Genomic DNA, 18,474 nt, shown 5'->3' with positions numbered 1-18,474 from the left:
GGCGCGTTCGGGTCAGGCGGCGGCCGGCACGGTCGTGACGGCCTGCGACCGTTCGGCCTGGCGGCGCAGCCAGCGGCGCACGTGCGGCAGGTCTTCGTCGAGCCAGTACGCGTCGTCTTCGGTGATGACGAGCAGCTCTTCGAATTTCGCGCCGACGCCGGCGAAGCCGAGATGCGGCTCGACGGCCCACAGGCCCGGCACCGGCGCATGCTCGGAGCGGCGGTCGATCGACCACAGCGGCGACCAGCCTTGCTGTTTCGCCGCGCGGCCCTGGTCGAGCAGCAGGTTGCGCGTCGCGTTCAGCCCGAAGCGCGCGACGAAGCGCGGTTTCGACAGCTTGTGGATCTTCGCGACGCGATGCGCGAGCACCTTGAACGGATAGGCCTTGTGGCGCGGCTCGACACCCTGGCGGCGGCACAGCGCGTCGACCTCCTGCGCGACCTCGGCCATCGGCCGGCGCGCCTTCACGAGCCGCACGATCATGTCGCGGTGGTCCATCAGGTCGTCCTGCAACTGTTCGAGGATCGGGTTGTGGCCGAGGCAGTGCGCGTAGCCGACGTCGGCGACGATGCCGTCGAGCACCGGCGCGACGTCGAGGATCACCGGCATGTCGGTCTCGAGCTGGCGGTTGCTCGGGAAGAACGCGAGATTGAAGCCGCCCATGTGCTTGAGGCCCGAGAAGCCCTCGAATGCGGTGCGGTCGCCGAACCACGCGAACGGCTTGTGTAGCCAGTCGTGCACGCCGTTGTCCTGCAGCCATTCGGTCAGCAGGCGCGCGGCTTCCTTTTCGGTGATGCCCGGGTAGAGCATCGCGCCGACGGTTTCGACGCAGCGGTATGCCAGCTGCTGGACCGCACGGAATTGCGGCAGCTCGTCGAGGTGGACTTCCGGCAGCGGATGGTGGTCGGCCATGATGCGTCTCCAAGGGGGGGCGCTGATCCGGAATGCACCCGCCGGCGTCACAGTCGCGGGTTATTCAGTCAGCATTTAATGTGTCATTGAGCGATGTAACGATCATAGACGGTTCCGGAAAGTGCGCCAGCCCCCTGAGGTGAGGATTTGTCCTAATGAAGGGCCGAAATGGAGTCGTCACTCTAGATTTCCGGAAGTTGGGCCGGAGGGCCCCAGCGCACCCGTCTGCAGGGGGCTGGCCGGGGATCGCCACGCGCGGTCTGCCGGCGCCGGCCCGGAGGGCTGCGCGTACGGCCGCCGTGCGGCTGCCCGGCATGTCGCGCCGGATCAACTCCCCGTCGCGTCGCGACGCGACGCTGTCAAATTGCCGAAATAATTTCGTCACATCATTCGCCCCCGGTTCGGAGCCGTCCCTGCTTCGCCGCGCCGATCAGCGGCCGGTGCGCGGTGAGCCGCGCGGGATAGCGACTGAAACCGATTTGACATTTCCAGGGAGAGAGACCATGCAACGCCGCAAGTTCATGAATACCCTTGCCGCGGCGACTGCCGCGACGTCGCTGATGTTCAAGGCCGGCACGGCCGGCGCGAAGAGCACAGCCGTGCCGGATGCGCTGGACCCGGGCCGCTGGTCGCCGTTCAACGCCGCGCGCCTGCAGGCGGTGCTCGACCAGCATGGCGTGGCGAGCGCGCGCTACGACGAAAAGCGCCGCCCGTACGCGGTCTTCGACTGGGACAACACGTGCATCATGAACGACTGCGAAGAGGCGCTGCTGATGTACCAGATCAACCATCTGCAGTACAAGCTGACGCCGGCCGAATTCGTCGACGTGATGTGGAAGGACGTGCCGAAGGGCGCCTTCATGAAGGACTATGCGACGGTGGACGGCAAGCCGGTGACGATGGAAGACCTCGCGGCGGACATCGAATCCGACTATCGCTGGCTCTACGCGAACTACCAGGGATTCGGCGGCGACAAGAGCCTCGACGAGATTCGCGAGACCGATCAGTTCAAGGATTTCCGCGCGAAGCTGTACTTCATGTACGACGCGATCTGCGATACGCATCCGCTCGAGATCGGCTACAAGTGGATCATCTATTTCTACAAGAACATGACGACCGCCGAGCTGCAGGCGATGGCGGAAGCGTCGAACAACTACGGCATCGGCGACGCGCTGCGCAAGGTCCGCTACGAAAGCCCGAAGACGCTGCCCGGCAAGGCAGGCGTGGTGGCCGACACGCATTTCCACGGCATTCGCATTCATGAGGAAATCCGCGCGGTGATGCACACGCTGCGGGCGAACGGCATCGACGTGTACGTCAGCACGGCATCGCTCGACGATGTCGTGCGAGTGTTCGCCGGCAATCCGAACTATGGCTACGGCGTGCCGCCCGGGAACGTGATCGGCTTGCGTCTCGACATGCGGGACGGCAAGTACACGAGCACGTATCCGGCCGGCTGGCATTTCAACTGGGGGCCCGGCAAGACGGTGGGCATCCGCAACGTCCTCGAGTCGAAGAAGGGTTATGGCCCGCTGCTGGTGTTCGGCGACAGCGACGGCGACGCGTGGATGCTGCGCGACTTCAAGGACACCGCGGCCGGTGTAATCGTCAACCGGATGAAGAAGGGCGAGATCGGCGCGGACAGCAAACTCGCGGCCGAACAGGTCGGGAAATCGGACGCACGCTTCCTGCTGCAGGGCCGCGACGAGCATACGGGCCTGATGATCCCGGACGAGAAGTCGATCAAGTACGGCAAGACCGAGCGCAAGCTGCTGGCTTGACGCGCGCCGGGTGCGGGGCCGTTGCGGCCCCGCGTCCATCGGGACCGATCGCCGCGCCGCGCGGGCCGGAAAGCGAGCGTCTCAGCGCTCGCGCGGCGAGCCCAACCGCTCCAGCAACGCCCCCAGCAGATCGACCGGCAGCGGAAACACGATCGTCGAGTTCTTGTCCGCGGCGATCGTCGTCAGCGTCTGCAGGTAGCGCAGCTGCATCGCCTGCGGCTGCAGCGCGAGCCGTTGCGCGGCCTGCAGCAGTTTCTCCGACGCCTGCAATTCACCTTCCGCATGAATCACCTTCGCGCGCCGCTCGCGCTCGGCCTCGGCCTGCCGCGCGATCGCGCGGATCATCGTCTCGTTCAGGTCGACGTGCTTGATCTCGACCGTCGACACCTTGATCCCCCACGCATCGGTCTGCGCGTCGAGCGTCTTCTGGATGTCGGCGTTCAGCTGCTCGCGCTCGGCGAGCAGCGCGTCGAGTTCGTGCTTGCCGAGCACCGCGCGCAATGTCGTCTGCGCGAGCTGGCTCGTCGCCTCGAAGAAGCGCGCTACCTGGATCACGGCCTTCTCCGGGTCGACCACGCGGAAATACACGACCGCATTGACCTTCACCGACACGTTGTCGCGCGTGATCACGTCCTGCGCGGGCACGTCGAACACGACGGTGCGCAGGTCGATCCGCACGACCTGCTGGACGATCGGGATGATCAGCACGAGCCCCGGCCCCTTCACTTTCCAGAACCGGCCGAGCATGAATACGACACCGCGCTCGTACTCGCGGAAGATGCGGATCGACGACGCGACGAGCACCACGACGAAGACGATCAGGATGCTGCTGAAGCCGAACGTGAAACCGATCATGAAGGTTCTCCCTGGTGTTGTTCTCGATGTGGTTCCTGCCCCGGCACGTCGTAGAGCGGGGCGACCGTGAGCAGCAGCCCGTGGCGGCCGGTGACGCGCACGCGGCAGCCGGCGGCAAGCGGCGCGCTGCTGGCCACGCGCCAGCGTTCGCCGCGCACCCGCGCCCAGCCGACGGCGGACGGCGCGGCCCCGGCCGTGCCATGCGGCTGGTCGGCCAGCAGGCCGTCGTCGAGCACTTCGCCGATGCTGCCGACCATCGCCTCGGCGCCCGTCACGACCGGGCGGCGGCGCGCGCGCAGCGCGACGCTCGATACGCCCGCGACGAGCAGCCCGCCGCCGAGCGCGAGGCTCGCGATCACGGGCCACGGGATCCCGTAGCCGGGCACTTCGGTGTCGATCAGCATCAGCGCGCCGATCGTGAACGACACGATCCCGCCGAAGCCGAGCACGCCGAAGGTCGGCAGGAACGCCTCGGCGACCAGGCAGCCGAGACCGAGCAGCACGAGGCCGAGGCCCGCATAGCTGATCGGCAGCAACTGCATCGCGAACAGCCCGACCAGCAGGCAGATCGTGCCGGCGACGCCCGGCAGCACGAAGCCGGGGTTCGCGAACTCGAAGAAGAGGCCGTAGATGCCGATCGTCAGCAGGATCAGCGCGACGTTCGGGTCGGCGATGATCGCCAGGAAACGGCTGCGCCAGTCGGGCTCGACCACGACGAGCGGCGCATGCGCGGTCGCGAGCCGCACCGTGCCGGCGGTGGTCGTCACCGTGTGGCCGTCGAGCTGGCGAGCGAGGTCGGCGGGATCCTGCGCGATCAGGTCGACCACACGCTGTGCGCGCGCCTCGTTCGCCGACAGGCTCACGGCCTCGCGCACCGCGCGCTCGGCCCATTCGGCATTGCGCCCGCGCAGCTGCGCGAGGCCGCGGATATACGCGGAGGCGTCCTGCATCGCCTTGCGGATCTCGGTCGATTGGGTATCGGTCGGCAAGGCGGCCGCCGTAGCCGCCGCATCGGACGCCCCTGACGCGCCCGAGGTGCCCGAGGTGCCCGAGGTGCCCGCCGGCGCGCGCGGTGCAGCAGGGTTCCCGCCCGGCGACACCGCGCCGCCGATGCCGAATTGCACGGGCGACGCCGCGCCGAGATTGGTGCCGGGCGCCATCGCCGCGAAGTGGCTCGCATAGACGATGTAGGTGCCTGCGCTCGCGGCCCGCGCGCCGCCCGGCGCGACGAACGCGGCGACCGGCACCGGCGAGCCGAGGATGGCCTTGATGATCTGCCGCATCGACGTGTCGAGGCCGCCGGGCGTATCGAGTTGCAGGATCGCGAGCGGCGCGTGCTCGCGGGCGGCGCGATCGAGCGAGCGCACGATGAAGTCGGCGCTGGCCGGGCCGATCGCGCCGTTGACGGGGATCACGATGACCGGGCGCGCGGCGGGTGCTTCGGCGGGCGGCGGCGCGGCGACCGCTGCGCACACGACGAGCAGCGCCGCGAACAGCGCGGCGCGCGCGACCCGCGCGGAGAGCGGATGACGGGGGCGGCCGTCGGGCGCGGCAGGCGCCGGCGGCGGCTCATGACGGTGAAAGAGCATCGGGGCGTCCAGGCGGCGCGCGGCCGCGCGCCGTCCGGCTCGCGGAAAGGGCGTGGGCCCGATGCTTAAAGATTAGGCGCTTTCTGCAGAAAGCGCGAAACCGCGGCCGTGCCGGCCGGCTTCAGCTCGCGCTGCCGCCCCGCGCGAGCACTTCGTCGCGATAGTCGGCCGGGCTGCGCCCGCTCCATTTGCGGAACGCGCGGTAGAACGCGCTGGGCTCCGCGAAACCGGTTGCCGCAGCAACATCGGCGATCGTGCGCGCGGGGTCGGCCAGCGCCTCGAACGCAAGATCGCGCCGCAGCGTGTCCTTGATCGACTGGTAGGCCTGGCCTTCCTGGTGCAGCTTGCGGCGCAGCGTGGCCTCGGCCACGTGCAGCCGCGCGGCCATCCCGCCCGCGCCCGGCCATGCGGCGGGCGGCATTCCGCGCAACACCGCCCGCACGCGTTGCGCGAGCGCGTTCGGGTTGCGGTACTTGACGATGAAGCTCGCCGGCGCGTTGCGCAGGAACGTCTTCAGCGTCTTCGCGTTCTGCACGACCGGCAGCGTCGCGAATTCGGGATCGAAATCGACATACGAATCGGGCTCGTTGAAGCGCATGTCGTCACAGAACATCGACGGATATTCGTGGTCGGCGGGCGGCGTGTCGCAGCGGAAGCTCGCATGCAGCAGCGGGATGCGCCGCCCGATCAGCCAACAGGTGAGCCCGTAGACGATGATGAAATAGGTCGCGTACGTGAACATCGCGGGCGTCGCACCGTTGTTGCGGTGCACGAAGCGCAGCCGCACGCGCTGCGGGTTCGCGTCGAGCTCCGCGTGCAGGTCGTCGAGCACGCAGTGCATGAAATTCACCGCGCGCGCCATCGCGTGCAGCCCGTCGCGCGCAGACAGCGCCGCCTGGCTCATCGCGATGAAGCTGCCGCTGCGCATCGGGTGGCGATCCTGCCCGAAAAACTCGTCGTCGAGCGTGCGCGCGATCGCGTTCCACAGCGCGCCGTATTGTTGCGCGGACACCCGTGCGCGCGGCTGCCCGAGCAGCGCGGGCGCGATGCCGGCCTGCGCGAGCAGCGGTTCGGCCGCGACGCCGCGCCGCGTGGCCAGCGCGACGCTGTACGCGACGAGGCTGATCGCGACGGTTCCCTTGTCTTCCTGCTTCATCCGTGCCGCCGGTGTGGCAAAAACGCTCAGTGTAAATGAGCGACGCGAGCATCGAACAGTCGCGCCTGCTTGCCTACACTTGTTGCATCGAAACGCAAGGACGGTCGCGCCCGGCGGCCGCGGGAGACAGCAGCACCATGGACGAGCTTTACACCGAAGACCAGCGGATGATCCGCGACGCCGCGCGCGCGTTTGCCACCGAGATGCTGGCGCCGAACGCGGCGCAGTGGGACCACGATGCGCACCTGCCCGACGCGATCGTCGCGCAGCTCGGCGAACTCGGCCTGCTCGGGATGATCGTGCCGCAGGAGCTGGGCGGCTCGTATACGGACTACGTGGCCTACGCGCTGGCGATGGAAGAGGTCGCCGCCGGCGACGCCGCGTGCGCGACGATGATGAGCGTGCACAACTCGGTCGGCTGCGGGCCGATCCTCGGTTTCGGCACGCCGGCGCAGAAGGATCGCTGGCTGGCCGACATGGCCGCGGGCCGCGTGATCGGCGCGTTCTGCCTGACCGAGCCGCACGCCGGCTCCGAGGCGAACAACCTGCGCACGCGTGCGGAACTGCGTGACGGCAAATGGGTGCTGAACGGCGCGAAGCAGTTCGTGACCAACGGCCAGCGTGCCGGCGTTGCGATCGTTTTTGCCATGACCGACCCGGAAGCCGGCAAGCGCGGCATTTCCGCGTTCCTGGTGCCGACCGACACGCCGGGCTTCATCGTCGGCAAACCCGAGAAGAAGATGGGCATCCGCGCGTCGGATACGTGCCCGATCACGTTCGAGAACTGCGCGATTCCGGAAGAAAACCTGCTCGGCAATCGCGGCGAAGGGCTGAAGATCGCGCTGTCGAACCTCGAAGGCGGGCGCATCGGCATCGCCGCGCAGGCGCTCGGCATCGCGCGCGCCGCATTCGACAAGGCGCGCCGCTATGCGGGCGAGCGCGTGCAGTTCGGCAAACCGATCGCCGAGCATCAGGCGATCCAGCAGAAGCTCGCCGACATGGCCGTGCAGATCAACGCCGCGCGCCTGCTCGTGCATCACGCGGCGAAACTGCGCACGGCCGGGCTGCCGTGCCTGTCGGAAGCGTCGCAGGCGAAGCTGTTCGCATCGGAGATGGCCGAGCGCGTGTGCTCGGACGCGATCCAGATCCACGGCGGCTACGGCTATCTGGTCGATTACGAAGTCGAGCGTCACTATCGCGACGCGCGCATCACGCAGATTTACGAAGGCACCAGCGAAGTGCAGCGGATGGTGATCGCGCGGCAGCTCTGAGCCGCGGCGGTTGCCCCGGCGACGACATCACGCAGGGCACGAGGGCAGCGCGGCGAACGCGGCACGCAACGACGTGACCGTGCGCCGCAACAGAGGCAACCGGGCATGCGCTGCAGCACATGCCCGGTTCGACGCATGGAGACTGGAGGACACGATGACGGTACAGGCATTCCTGAACGCACGCGACTTTCTGCTGCGCCACCGCACCGACTACGACACCGCGTACCGCGAGTTCGAGTGGCCGGTGCTCGACGCATTCAACTGGGCGCTCGACTACTTCGACCCGATGGCGCGCGGCAACGACCAGCCCGCGCTGTGGATCGTCGATGCGGCGACCGGCACGGGCGATCCGTATTCGTTCGCGCAGATGTCCGAGCGTTCGTCGCGGATCGCGAACTGGCTGCGCTCGATCGGCGTCGTGCGCGGCGACCGGATCCTGCTGATGCTGCCGAACCGTGTCGAGCTGTGGGACGCGATGCTCGCCGCGATGAAGCTCGGCGCGATCGTGCTGCCTGCCACCACGCAACTGTCGCCCGACGACGTACGTGACCGCGTGCAGATCGGCGGCGCGAAATACGCGATCGTCGACGAGAACGAAACCGCCAAGTTCGAGCAGCCGGATCTCGGCCTCGCGCGGAAGATCGTCGCCGGCGCGCCGCGCGCGGGCTGGCTCGCGATGAACGACGGCTATGCGGCGAGCGCCGTATTCGAGCCGGACGCCATCACGCACGCGAACGATCCGATGCTGCTGTACTTCACGTCGGGCACGACGTCGAAGCCGAAGCTCGTCGAGCACACGCACCGCACCTATCCGGTCGGCCATCTGTCGACGATGTACTGGGTCGGCCTGCAACCGGGCGACATCCACTGGAACATCAGCTCGCCGGGCTGGGCGAAGCACGCGTGGAGCTGCTTCTTCGCGCCGTGGAATGCGCAGGCGTGCGTGTTCGCGTTCAACTACGCGCGCTTCGAGCCGAAGGTGGTGCTCGATGCGCTCGTCAAATACCAGGTGACGACGCTGTGCGCGCCGCCGACCGTGTGGCGCATGCTCGTGCAGCAGCCGCTCGCGTCGTTCGACGTGAAGCTGCGCGAGATCGTCGGCGCGGGCGAGCCGCTGAATCCCGAGATCATCGAGCGCGTGAAGAAGGCGTGGGGCATCGCGATCCGCGACGGCTACGGCCAGACCGAAACGACCTGCCTGATCGGCAACTCGCCGGGCCAGCCGGTCGTCGCGGGTTCGATGGGGCGGCCGCTGCCCGGCTACCGCATTGCACTGCTCGACCCCGACGGCGCGCCCGTGACCGAAGGCGAGGTCGCGCTGCCGATCGGCGCCGGCGTCACGCGCCCGGTCGGGCTGATGAAAGGCTATGCGAACAACCCCGACGCGACGGCCTACGCGATGCGCGACGGCCACTACCGCACGTCGGACATCGCGATGCGCCGCGACGACGGTTACTACGTGTACATCGGCCGCGCGGACGACGTGTTCAAGTCGTCCGACTACCGGCTGAGCCCGTTCGAACTCGAAAGCGTGCTGATCGAACATCCGGCGATCGCCGAGGCAGCCGTCGTGCCGAGCCCCGACCCCGTGCGGCTGTCGGTGCCGAAGACCTTCATCACGCTGCGCCAGGGTTACGAGGAAAGCCCCGCACTCGCGCTGGAAATCTTCCGTTTCTCGCGCGAGAAGCTCGCGCCGTACAAGCGCATTCGCCGGCTGCAGTTCGCGGAGCTGCCGAAGACGATCTCGGGGAAGATCCGCCGCGTCGAGCTGCGCCGCCGCGAGATCGAGCGTGGCGACGACGCAAGTGAGCGGATGCCCGGCGAATACTGGGAAGAAGATTTCGCCGCCGAACTGAAGTGACGTGACCGCGGGCCGCGCGCGCCGCATTCCGCGGCCGCCGCCCGCAGCCGAATTGAACCGGCCGCGCGGCGATATCGCGCTTCGCGGCCCTCTGCCAGGAGAAAAGATCGATGAACGCGAATTCGAAAGACGTGCCGACGGTCAAGCTGCTGATCGACGGCGCCTTCGTCGAGTCCGCCACGAACGAGTGGCGCGACATCGTCAACCCGGCGACGCAGCAGGTGCTCGCGCGCGTGCCGTTCGCGACCGTCGCGGAAGTCGACGCGGCCGTGCAGGCCGCGCACACCGCGTACGCAACGTGGAAGAACACGCCGATTTCGGCGCGCATGCGCATCATGCTGAAATTCCAGGATCTCGTGCGCACGAACCAGCAGCGCATCGCGAAGACGCTGACGGCCGAGCAGGGCAAGACGATTCCCGATGCCGAAGGCGACATCTTCCGCGGCCTCGAAGTGGTCGAGCACGCGTGCTCGATCGGTTCGCTGCAGCTCGGCGAATTCGCGGAGAACGTCGCGGGCGGGGTGGATACCTACACGCTGCGCCAGCCGCTCGGCGTGTGCGCGGGCATCACGCCGTTCAACTTCCCCGCGATGATTCCGCTGTGGATGTTCCCGATGGCGATCGTCTGCGGCAACACGTTCGTGCTGAAGCCGTCGGAACAGGATCCGCTGTCGACGATGCAGCTCGTCGAGCTCGCGATCGAGGCCGGCGTACCGAAAGGGGTGCTGAACGTCGTGCACGGCGGCAAGGAAGTGGTCGACGCGATCTGCACCCATCCGCTCGTGAAGGCGATCTCGTTCGTCGGTTCGACGGCGGTCGGCACGCACGTGTACAACCTTGGCAGCGCGCACGGCAAGCGCGTGCAGTCGATGATGGGCGCGAAGAACCACGCGGTCGTGCTGCCCGATGCGAACCGCGAGCAGGCGATCAACGCGCTCGTCGGTGCGGGCTTCGGCGCGGCCGGCCAGCGCTGCATGGCGACGTCGGTCGCGGTGCTCGTCGGCAACGCGCGCGACTGGCTGCCGGACATCGTCGCGAAGGCGAAGGCGCTGAAGGTCAATGCGGGCGCGGAAGCCGGCACGGACGTCGGGCCGGTCGTGTCGAAGGCCGCGAAGGAACGCATCCTGTCGCTGATCGACGCGGGCGTGAAGGAAGGCGCGAAGCTCGAACTCGACGGCCGCGACGTGAAGGTGGCCGGCTACGAGCAGGGCAATTTCGTCGGCCCGACGATCTTCTCGGGCGTGAAGACGAACATGTCGGTCTACACGCATGAAATCTTCGGCCCCGTGCTGGTCGTGATGGAAGCCGACACGCTCGACGACGCGATCGCGCTCGTCAACGCGAACCCGTTCGGCAATGGCGTCGGCCTGTTCACGCAGAGCGGCGCGGCCGCGCGCAAGTTCCAGAGCGAGATCGACGTCGGCCAGGTCGGCATCAACATCCCGATCCCGGTGCCGGTGCCGTTCTTCAGCTTCACGGGTTCGCGCGGCTCGAAGCTCGGCGATCTCGGCCCGTACGGCAAGCAGGTCGTGCAGTTCTACACGCAGACCAAGACGGTCACCGCGCGCTGGTTCGACGACGACACGACGGCCGGCCCGGTGAACACCACGATCCGGCTGCACTGAGCGGCGGAGGACACGAACATGAAAATCGGATTTATCGGCCTCGGCCACATGGGCGCGCCGATGGCGCTGAACCTGCTGAAAGCCGGCCATGAAGTGCACGCGTTCGACCTGAGCGCCGATGCATTGCGCGCACTGCAGGATGCCGGCGCGCAGGTGGCCGCGTCGCCGCGCGATGCGACCTCGGGCGCGACGTTCGTCATCACGATGCTGCCGGCCGCACCGCACGTGCGCTCGGTGCTCACCGGCGAGAACGGCGTGCTCGCCGGCCTCGGCGCGGGCGCGACCGTGATCGATTCGAGCACGATCGACCCGGCGAGCGCGCAGGCGTTCGGCGCGCTGGTGCGCGAGCACGGCGGCGCGTTCGTCGATGCGCCGGTGTCGGGCGGCACCGGCGGCGCGGCGGCCGGTACGTTGACCTTCATGGTCGGCGGCAGCGATGCGGATTTCGAGCGCGTGAAGCCGGTGCTCGCCGGCATGGGCAAGAACATCGTCCATTGCGGTGCGACGGGGATGGGGCAGGTCGCAAAGGTCTGCAACAACCTCGTGCTCGGCATCTCGATGGCTGCCGTGTCGGAGGCGATGTCGCTCGGCGTCGCACTCGGCATCGACCCGAAGGTGCTGGCAGGCATCGTCAACACGTCGACGGGCCGCTGCTGGAGCTCGGACACCTACAACCCGTATCCGGGCGTGATCGACACCGCGCCGTCGTCGCGCGGTTACTCGGGCGGTTTCGGCACCGACCTGATGCTGAAGGATCTCGGCCTCGCGAACGACGCCGCGAAGCAGGCCCGCCAGCCCGTCTATCTCGGCGCGCTCGCGCAGCAGCTGTACCAGACGATGAGCAGCCGCGGCGACGGCCAGCTCGATTTCTCGGCGGTGATCCGCCTGTACCAACCGGCAACGAAGAAGGACGCGTGATGATCGAACTGGACTACGTCGACGACGGCGCGATCGCGTGCGCGACGCTCAAGCGTCCGCCCGCGAACGCCTTTACCGCCGACGGGCTGCGGCAACTGCAGGAAACCGTCGCCGAACTGAACGCGAACCCGCGCGTGCGCGCGCTGGTAATCACCGGCGACGGCCCGAAGTTCTTCAGCGCGGGCGCCGACCTCAACACGTTCGCCGAAGGCGATCGCGCAGTCGCGCGTGCGATGGCGTCGCGCTTCGGCGCGGCGTTCGAGGCGCTGCACGACGCGCGCGTCGTGACGATCGCGGCGATCAACGGCTACGCGATGGGCGGCGGGCTCGAATGCGCGCTCGCGTGCGACCTGCGGATCGCGGAGACGCATGCGCAGATGGCGCTGCCCGAACCGTCGGTCGGCCTGCTGCCGTGCGGCCTCGGCACGCAGACGCTGCCTTGGCTCGTCGGTGAAGGCTGGGCGAAGAAGATCATCCTGACCGGCGCGCGCGTCGATGCGGCCACGGCGCTCAGGATCGGCCTCGTCGAGGACGTCGTGGAATCGGGCGCGTCGCGCGATGCGGCGCTCGCGCTCGCGCGCAACGTCGCGCGGCAGAGCCCGCATGCGGTCGCGTACAGCAAGGAGCTGATCGGCCTCGCGCGCCGCGGCGTACCGCGCAGCGCGGCGCTCGCGGTCGAGCGCGAACGCTTCGTCGACCTGTTCGAGACGAACGATCCGCGCGAAGGCGTGGCCGCGTTCCTCGGCAAGCGCGCACCGCAGTGGCACAACGATGGAGAGCCGCAACGATGAGTACGCCGGTGACGAATCACGACGCGTTCGCGGAGCATGCACCGGAGGTGCTGTTCCGCGTGGTGAACCGCGTGGCGCTGATCACGCTGAACCGGCCGGCGGCGCTCAATGCGCTGTCGTACCCGATGATCGGCGAGCTGGCCGCGCTCCTCGAGCGCTGCCGTGACGACGACCAGATCGTCGCGGTCGTGCTGCGCGGCGCCGGCGAGAAGGGCTTCTGCGCGGGCGGCGACGTGCGTGCGCTGTACAGGATGGTCGCGCAGCGCGAGACCTGGCTGCCGTTCTTCGTCGACGAATACCGGCTCGACTACGCGATCCATACGTTCCCGAAGCCGGTGGTCGCGCTGATGGACGGCGTGACGATGGGCGGCGGCATGGGCCTCGCGCAGGGCGCGGCGCTGCGTGTCGCGACCGAGCGCAGCAAGATCGCGATGCCGGAGACGCGCATCGGCCTCGTGCCCGACGTCGGCGCGACGCATTTCCTGTCGCGCATGCCGGCCGAACTGGAGCTGTACGTCGGGCTGACCGGCGCGATGCTGTCGGGCGCCGACGCGCTCACGGCGAAGCTCGCGGATCTTTGCGTGCCGTCCGCATGGCTCGACACGTTCGAGACGCGCATCGAAAGCGTCAAGTGGGAAGGCGATGCGCTGCCGTTGCTGCGCAAGGTGTTCGAGCCGCCGTGCAACGTCGTGCCGCATGCGGCGCTCGACAGCCAGATGCCCTGGATCGTGCGTCACTTCGACAAGCGCTCGACCGTCGAGCGGATCGTCGCGACGCTGACGCAGGATCTTGCGCGCGAGGAGCTGTCGCGCGAGCACCGTCAATGGCTGCAGGCGACGCTCGATGCGCTCACCGGCCATTCGCCGACGATGCTGTGCGTGACGCGCGAAGCGCTGCTGCGTGGCCGGCAGATGACGCTCGCGGAATCCTTCCGGATGGAGCTCGGTATCGTCGCGCGGGCGATCGAGGAGGGCGATTTCTGCGAGGGCGTGCGTGCACATCTCGTCGACAAGGATCGCAAGCCGCGCTGGGCGCCCGCGTCGCTCGTCGAGCTGCGCGCCGAACGCGTGCGGCATTTCCTCACGTCGCCGTGGAAACTGTTCGCGCATCCGCTGGCGGCGCTGGGCGCGGATTGAACCGCCGGCATTGCGCCGGCAATCTGCAAGGCGGCGCATGCTTCGGCATGCGCCGTTTTTCTTTTTTGAGGTCGGCACGCATCCAGTGCCGTGCATACGATAACGCGCGCTACCATCAGCCGCGTTAAATCACAACCGCCACGAATAGATGAAAATATCAATAATAATTTACTAATTCTGGCGTGGCGTATGGGGGTTTCTACTTGCCACGGAATCGGAAAAGCCATTAATATCATCAAACAAAATTTGATTGATGGCTCATCAATTTTAAGCCGCCGTATGGAAAGCGCGCATGAAGATGCCGCTATTCGATAAAAGATCCGAGGCAAGCATGAGAGAAAGGGGCTACTCCGGGCAGGGTGCCGTGCTGTCTGCGTTTGTACATTCCGGTGGCGCGCGTCGACAGTACCGTCGTGGCCGCTCGCCCATCGCGGTTGTAGCGAGGCGCTGAGCCGTCCGGTCCCGGGGGTTCCGTAAGACAAATCCAGGTATCGACTATCGATCGGGGCGTCTATTGGCGGCCGGGTTCGTGATCGCCGCTTGATCGATCGGCATTCGTGCATCGGCTGGTTTCCCTGACGGGTACGTTGCGCATTTTTCGTTTTAACGTGAGTTGAAACGTGTGTCGTCGCATCTCTATTGGATGCGTGAATCAGGATGATTGAGTCTGAAATAATCGGGCTCTCTGTTTTAAAAATTCAATATTTCAATTCAATTACTTCAAATTACATTTTCGTGTGATTTGAAGGTGGGTATTTGATCGCTCCCGTAAATGAGGAGGTAGTTTGAATTCGGCAATCTTGTTCGCACCCGCGAAAATTCTGCTGCAACACTCGGAGACGGCGTGGCTGGAGGCGCTCGGCCCTCAGTCGTTGATCTACAGCGACCTGGCGGCGCGGGATGCGCTGCATGCCCGCTTGCCAGGTCTGTCCGGCATGTTTCGCCTGTACGAGCGGTTCAACGATTCGGCTCGGGTCGAACTCGATGCTTTGGCCGAGGCCCGGACCTTGCGCACCGATGCTGTCATCGCGTTGGCGGAGGTCGACCTGCTGCGGGCCGCGCGGATCAAGGACCGTATCCACGCGAGCGGCGGCAGCCACGAAGCCGCCACGCTGCTTTACCGGGACAAGTTCCTGATGAAGCAGCGGCTGGCCGAACGGGGCATCCGCATCAATTCGATGGCGGCCGTACGCTCCGCGTGCGAGATCGACGACTTTATCGAGCGTCATGGTTATCCGGTGGTGGTCAAGCCGCGTGATGGCCGCGGATCGGGCGGCGTGAGCGTGCTGCGCGACCGGCAGGCGCTATTGACCTATCTGACGGAGCAGGACGGCACGACCTTCCATAACCTGATGGTCGAAAAATTCCTGGACGCACCGCTGTTGAACGTCAACGGCTTGTACATCAACGGCAAGCCGATCATCGTTTCTCCCGTTCGCTCGACCGTGACCTGCCTCGATTTCCTGGGTGGCAAGAGCCTCGGATTCCAGATGCTGGCTGCGGACAATCCATTGCACGACGCGTGCGTGGAATTGACCCGGAACATCGTCGAGCGTGCGCTGCCGCCGATTCCCACGATGTTGTTTCACCTCGAGGTGTTCCTCGACGGCGACGAACTGGTGGTTTGCGAGATCGCTTGCCGGCTTGGCGGTTGCAGCGTCAACCAGGAATTGTCTGCGGCTTATGGCATCGACCCGCGCATGACCCTGATTGACGCGTTGCGTGGCGGGGCGTCGTCGAGTTTGACGCAAAGCATCGTCGCGAAGAGTCTGCTCGGCCAACTCAATATTCCGCCGCGGGCAGGAACCCTGCGTGATTTTCCGGCACGGATCGATCTCCCGTTCATCCGCTATTGCGCTGTCACCGCGCAAAAGGGTGTGACCTACTCGGGCATGAAGATGACGAATGCCGAGATCGTGTCCGCCGTCGTCGACGGCGACAGCGAACAGGCGGTCAGTCGCCACCTCGTTGCGCTCGACGATTGGGTGCGCGACGCATTCGTCTGGGAGTGAGCGCGGCGCGCGCGTGCGGTGGGCGCGACGGGTCCGGCGAGTGCCTGGTACGCGTTGGGGCGAGGATTCTGGAATGGCAAGGTGTGACATGAAAAAAGTGGCAATTGTCGGTCTTGGCTACAGCGGTGCCGTGGTTATCGAGCGCTTGAAGCAACTCGCGCCGGCGATGGAAATCGACGTCTACGATGCCGCCGGCAGTATCGGGGCCGGCCTGGCCTATCAGGCGGACTCGCCGGGCAATCTGGTGAACAGGCCCGCGAGCCTGATGTACCTGCGGGAGCGTGGCGACTTTCGCAAATGGCTGCAGGGGACCGTCGAGGCCGGTGCCGACTCGTACCAGCCGCGGCCCTTGTTCGGAAAATTCGTCGAGGAGTCGCTGCGCTCGTCCATGCGCGAGCATTTGGCGATTCGCTATCAGCGGGCGAATGTGCTCGACGTGACGGTGGAGGACGGGCGCTACGTGCTGCGAACGTCGATCGGGACGGTGCCGGGATACGATGCACTGGTGCTCGCGACCGGCAATACGGAACCGACCGACTTGTACGGGCTCCGGGGGCAGTCGGGCTATGTTAATAATCCGTACCCGACAGTCTGTCTCGAAGGCATCTGTTCCGACCGCATCGGGGTGCTGGGCAACCAGCTGTCTGCGATCGATGTGGCGTTAACGCTGCTGGCCGGCAACGAAGTCAATCACGTCACGATGCTGACTCGGCACAGTAAGCTGCCGAACTATAGCGACGAGTATGTGCCTTGCCAGTTGAAGGTGTTGAGCGAGGACACGATCAAGCGTCGCCTGCGCATCGGCGGTGCGACGTTGAAGGTCGTCGAGACGCTGTTCAATGAAGAGTTCGACGCGCAAGGCATCGACGTGAACCTCAGCGACCTGATGCGCGATCACAGCCGGGTGTCGGCATCCCGCAAGGAAATCTATTCGGTCCTCGCCGCCACCAATCTAGTCGTGCCGATGCTCTGGCATGCATTGCCCGAGCGCGAGCGGCAGGTGTTCGTCAGAAAGCTCAGGGGGCCGTGGCGTCAGCTTCGCGTGCCGATTCCGAAGGACAACTGGATGAAGATCCAGCATTATCTGAAGGCCGGGAGGCTTGCGTGCCGCACCGGCCTGCGCGAGGTGCGGGCGGGGCAGCAGGACTTCGTCGTGCAAGGGAGGGGCTTCAGTCATGCGTTCTCGCACATCATCAATGCCACGGGATCCGGCGACGCAATGGACAGTGCGATCTACGCGAACATGTCGGCGTCGGGATTGTGCGTCCGGCATCCCTATGGCGGCATCGAGGTGCGCTACGACGATTGCCGCGTGATCGGGGCCGACGGCCCGTCGAACATCTTCGCGATCGGTAACCCGACCGTTGGTGTGTTCTATGCCGTCAGCAACATCGATGTCCTGCAGATGCAAGCGAAAACGATTTGCCGGAACCTGGCTAACAACCAGGCCGCTTCCCGATGAAAACGCTCGCGTATCTTGCCTGCCTGACCACGGTCGGGCTCGTGCTGCGGGTTGCAGGCGTCCCGCATGGCCTGCTGCTCGGCGCGATTCTCGCCGCGTCGATCGCGACCAGCCGGTTCGGTTTCGCGCCTAGGCTGCGCTTCGGTCTCGAGTTCGTGCAGATCGTGCTCGGCATGGCGACCGGCTTGTTGTTCAGGTCGTGGGACACGCAGACGGTCGTCTCGATCGTGCCGAGCCTGGGCGTCCTGCTCGTATGCCTGGCCACGCAGATTGCAGTCGGCAGTCTTTGGCTGTCCCGCGTCTCGCGCTGGAACCGGGCCGATGCACTGTTGGCCGTCTATCCCGGCGCACTCGCCGCGGTATTCGACCTGCTGGAATCCGAGCGCGCGTCGGCCAAGGTGATCGTCGTGCATCTCGTGCGGCTCCTGTCGATCACGATTCTCGTCAGTTGCTTCATTCCGGCGCAGGCGGGTGCGCCGCAGCAAGCGGCGGTCACCGCGTTGCCGGCCGAGACATGGCTGGCGCTGACGGGGCTGGTCGCGCTGTGCGTGCTGGCCGGGCGGGCGTTGCTCGGGCTCGGTGTGCCGGCGCCGTTCATGATCACGGCCATCGTGCTGACCGGCGTGTTCGTGCGAGCGGGATGGCTGCATGACGTCGAAGTGCCGGCATGGTGTGTCGATGCGGCGTCGGTCATCCTGGGCGCGCTGATCGGCGCACAGTTCAAGCAGATCACACTGGCGGACGGGCTGCGATACGGCCGGACCGGCCTTGCGTGCATCGCGCTGATGCTGATGGTGGCCGGTGCGTTCGCGTGGGCGATGGCGCGGCTGTCCGGCTATGGGGTGCTGCCGCTGTGGCTTTCGTATGCGCCCGGGGCCATCGAGACGATCACGATCGTGGCCTATGGCGGCGGATTGAATGTCGTGTTCGTACTGTCACATCATCTGACGCGGCTGGTCGTGCTGCACTTCGCGCCGGCGGCACTCGCCCGCGCCCGCCGCCGGCGCATGCTGGCGATCGACGGCGGTGACGCGAAGTAGCGCGGGTAGCGCGCACGTGTCGCACGTTTGTGTACGGCACGATCCGCGGCACCGTGCGCAGTCCT

The 18,474-nt window shown here is 66.6% G+C and carries 14 protein-coding genes; 10 read left to right on the top strand and 4 right to left on the bottom strand.

Annotated features, from left to right (window positions below; all coding sequences use genetic code 11):
* Positions 1-12: 12 nt before the first annotated feature.
* Positions 13-912, bottom strand: a complete 900-nt coding sequence (locus C5O79_RS20125; protein WP_046548450.1) for a M24 family metallopeptidase — start codon at positions 910-912, stop codon at positions 13-15.
* Positions 913-1,415: 503 nt separating this feature from the next.
* Between C5O79_RS20125 and C5O79_RS20120 the strand changes: the two genes are divergently transcribed.
* Positions 1,416-2,693, top strand: coding sequence for a haloacid dehalogenase-like hydrolase (locus tag C5O79_RS20120; RefSeq protein WP_122476537.1), 1,278 nt, complete (start codon positions 1,416-1,418; stop codon positions 2,691-2,693).
* A gap of 81 nt (positions 2,694-2,774) precedes the next feature.
* On the opposite strand, the gene C5O79_RS20115 is transcribed toward C5O79_RS20120, so the two are convergent.
* From C5O79_RS20115 to C5O79_RS20105, 3 genes are all read right to left on the bottom strand, one after another.
* Positions 2,775-3,548: a slipin family protein gene (locus C5O79_RS20115; RefSeq protein WP_046548448.1), complete on the bottom strand. Its 774-nt coding sequence runs from the start codon at positions 3,546-3,548 to the stop codon at positions 2,775-2,777.
* Complete coding sequence (locus tag C5O79_RS20110) at positions 3,545-5,137, bottom strand: nodulation protein NfeD (protein WP_131931589.1); 1,593 nt, start codon at positions 5,135-5,137, stop codon at positions 3,545-3,547. The genes C5O79_RS20115 and C5O79_RS20110 overlap by 4 nt, the downstream gene beginning before the upstream one ends.
* 121 nt (positions 5,138-5,258) lie before the next feature.
* A complete protein-coding gene (locus tag C5O79_RS20105; protein ID WP_046548446.1) occupies positions 5,259-6,293 on the bottom strand; it encodes an AraC family transcriptional regulator in 1,035 nt (344 codons plus the stop codon).
* 137 nt (positions 6,294-6,430) lie between these two features.
* Between C5O79_RS20105 and C5O79_RS20100 the strand changes: the two genes are divergently transcribed.
* The 9 genes from C5O79_RS20100 (at position 6,431) to C5O79_RS20050 (ending at position 18,409) form a co-directional block, all read left to right on the top strand.
* A complete protein-coding gene (locus C5O79_RS20100) occupies positions 6,431-7,564 on the top strand; it encodes an acyl-CoA dehydrogenase family protein (protein WP_023477775.1) in 1,134 nt (377 codons plus the stop codon).
* A gap of 154 nt (positions 7,565-7,718) precedes the next feature.
* On the top strand, positions 7,719-9,425 hold the full coding sequence (locus C5O79_RS20090) for an AMP-binding protein (RefSeq protein WP_122476532.1): 1,707 nt from the start codon (positions 7,719-7,721) through the stop codon (positions 9,423-9,425).
* 110 nt (positions 9,426-9,535) lie between these two features.
* Positions 9,536-11,050 carry a CoA-acylating methylmalonate-semialdehyde dehydrogenase gene (locus C5O79_RS20085; protein ID WP_122476530.1) on the top strand — a complete coding sequence of 505 codons (1,515 nt, stop codon included), beginning with the start codon at positions 9,536-9,538 and terminating at the stop codon, positions 11,048-11,050.
* 18 nt (positions 11,051-11,068) lie between these two features.
* The gene (mmsB, locus tag C5O79_RS20080; protein ID WP_122476528.1) at positions 11,069-11,968 is read left to right on the top strand and encodes a 3-hydroxyisobutyrate dehydrogenase; all 900 of its coding nucleotides are present in this window, start codon (positions 11,069-11,071) and stop codon (positions 11,966-11,968) included.
* Positions 11,968-12,759: an enoyl-CoA hydratase gene (locus C5O79_RS20075; RefSeq protein ID WP_122476526.1), complete on the top strand. Its 792-nt coding sequence runs from the start codon at positions 11,968-11,970 to the stop codon at positions 12,757-12,759. Before mmsB ends, C5O79_RS20075 begins: the two co-directional genes overlap by 1 nt.
* A complete protein-coding gene (locus tag C5O79_RS20070) occupies positions 12,756-13,895 on the top strand; it encodes an enoyl-CoA hydratase/isomerase family protein (RefSeq protein ID WP_047849579.1) in 1,140 nt (379 codons plus the stop codon). The genes C5O79_RS20075 and C5O79_RS20070 overlap by 4 nt, the downstream gene beginning before the upstream one ends.
* A 785-nt stretch (positions 13,896-14,680) precedes the next feature.
* Positions 14,681-15,907 (top strand): biotin carboxylase, encoded by a 1,227-nt coding sequence (locus C5O79_RS20060; RefSeq protein WP_122476524.1) that lies wholly within the window; start codon positions 14,681-14,683, stop codon positions 15,905-15,907.
* An 88-nt stretch (positions 15,908-15,995) separates the two neighbouring features.
* Entirely contained in the window at positions 15,996-17,369 is a 1,374-nt protein-coding gene (locus tag C5O79_RS20055) for an FAD/NAD(P)-binding protein (protein WP_163009034.1), read from the top strand.
* Positions 17,366-18,409 carry an AbrB family transcriptional regulator gene (locus C5O79_RS20050; RefSeq protein ID WP_122476518.1) on the top strand — a complete coding sequence of 348 codons (1,044 nt, stop codon included), beginning with the start codon at positions 17,366-17,368 and terminating at the stop codon, positions 18,407-18,409. The genes C5O79_RS20055 and C5O79_RS20050 overlap by 4 nt, the downstream gene beginning before the upstream one ends.
* The last annotated feature ends 65 nt before the right edge of the window (positions 18,410-18,474 follow it).

The sequence above is a fragment of the Burkholderia sp. SRS-25 genome, assembly GCF_004343765.1.
In the GTDB taxonomy this organism is placed as follows: Bacteria; Pseudomonadota; Gammaproteobacteria; order Burkholderiales; family Burkholderiaceae; genus Burkholderia; species Burkholderia contaminans.
The sequence above is the reverse complement of the archived record's forward strand: the minus strand, read 5'-3'. Positions and strand labels throughout refer to the sequence as shown.